The organism is Okeania sp. (genome assembly GCF_983059655.1).
This window is the reverse complement of record NZ_CEZPJD010000528.1, coordinates 1-2082: the sequence shown is the minus strand read 5'-3', so window position 1 is coordinate 2082 and position 2082 is coordinate 1. Positions and strand designations below refer to the sequence as shown.

Genomic DNA, 2082 nt, shown 5'->3' with positions numbered 1-2082 from the left:
ATTTACAAAAGGCGATTATTAATCATCAATTTGTTGATGGTTTTTGTCAGTTATGGGAAGCCAACTTAGAGAATGCCGAACAGATAGTATCTGATGAGTTGTATTTGACAAAAGTAGCTGGTATGAATTTTCTCAAGGAGCTACAAAGATTAGATAGTTATTCAGAAGGTTTTCAGCAGCAGTATCAGAAAATATCTCAATATTTGCTCAAATATTATATTCATTTTGGCAATGTATTGATGGAAAATGAGTCTTATGCTAATGCAGAGATGTTTTATCAAAAAGCTTTACAACTTCAGCCAAATTCACCAGAAATTTATTATTTATTAGGGAAGAGTTTAGTTAAGCAAAAACGGTTAAATCCAGCAATTATTAGTTATCGGCTAGCTATCCAAATATTGTTAAGTGAAAATATAATTTCTGAGACGATAAGTATTTATTTTGATTTGGGAAAAGTTCTGGAAAAGCAACAAAAATGGCAGCAGGCGATAGATTGCTACAGTAAAATTTTATCTGAAAAAGTAATATTAGATTCGCAGATATTCAAAAATAATCTTCAGCCTTATCAAAAATTAGAAGGATTGCATTTATCTACAAAAGATTGGATAGAACAATTAGACAGTAAAAATTATTCGCCAAGATATATAGAAGTAAAATTAGAAAAATCTACAACAGAAGATATAGCAAAAATTACTAAACCTTCAATTCAGGAATTAAGTTCTAAAAATCAGCAGAAAAATTTAGAATGTCATGGGTTAAATTGTGGTAAATGTTTATCGGAAATTTATCAGTATTTTGAAGCCAAATACCTTGCCCCAGCAGTTTATAGTCTCAATGCTAGAAGTGGGTTAAGCCAAGATATGGATGTTTTGAATAAGAGTTTAGGGAAAAAAAGCTCTTTCCTCAAGCAACTAAAAAAAGGGGATATACCCTCCTTGACAGAAGACTCAAAAAGTAGTTCATCTAATTTTTCTCACTTTCTGAAAATTTCCCAGACTCCCAATTTCGTAACAATAGTACCAGAAGGAAGAGCTTGGATTATGCCCAAGAAAAATTACTGGAGACTATGTTACGCGATCGCCATTATGACTCCAGACAACTATTTATTAGCAGATGTGTCTAGGGAGTATCCATCCCCATTACCAGGATGTACCAACCATGACCCAGGTAAACATCGAATATTTGATTTAGAAGAACTTCCGTCTCTAGAGAAAATTCATGGTAAAGTAGCGGTATTATCAGTACTGTCGGGAAATGTGTATTTTCATTGGGTAGTGGACCTATTGCCCAGAATAGAGATATTACGTCGGGGCATAAATTTAGAAGAGATAGATTGGTTTCTGGTTAATGACTATCAACAACCTTTTCAGCAGGAGACCTTGAGAATTCTGGGCATTCCCGAAGAGAAAATTCTGGCGAGCGATCGCCATCCCTATATTCAAGCAGAAGAATTAGTCGTCCCTTCATATTCTAGTTATTTAGGATGGTTACAACCTTGGGGAGTAAAATTTTTGAGAGAGGTATTTCTCAAAGAAAGAATTATTGAAAAGTCAGAGTTGCCAGAAAGAATATATATAAGTAGGGGTAATGCTAGGTATCGCCGAGTAATGAATGAACCAGAGGTAGTAGAGATATTAAGCAAATTTGGTTTTACCTGTATTACTCCAGAGTCTATGTCCCTAGAAAGTCAAATTGCCACTTTTGCTCATGCGAAAATTATAGTTGCTCCTCATGGAAGTGGTCTCACAAATATAGTATTCTGTAATCCAGAGACTAAAGTTATTGAACTTTTCTCGCCCAACTATCTCAGATACTACTATTGGCATATTAGCCAATTATTAGGACTCGAGCATTACTTTTTAGTAGGTGAAGCATTTAGTTGTTATCCTATTAGAAATTTAATGTATGAAAGTTCCCTTGTAGAAGATATTTTGGTGAACTTAGGGTCACTCAATTTAATGCTTAAAGCTGTAGGTATTATCTGAAAAAGGTTGGAGGTTTTGGGAAGTAGGGGAGTGGGGGAGTGAGGGAGTGGGGGAGATTAAATAGAGGTTTAATTAGAGTTTGGGGAGTAGGGGAGTG

At 34.9% G+C, this 2082-nt stretch carries 1 protein-coding gene; it reads left to right on the top strand.

Annotation, left to right across the window (positions count from 1 at the left end):
* Positions 1 to 1985 (top strand): glycosyltransferase family 61 protein (locus AC3DU7_RS23460; RefSeq protein ID WP_488041712.1); only part of this gene is annotated, 1985 nt, incomplete at its 5' end.
* Positions 1986 to 2082: the final 97 nt, after the last annotated feature.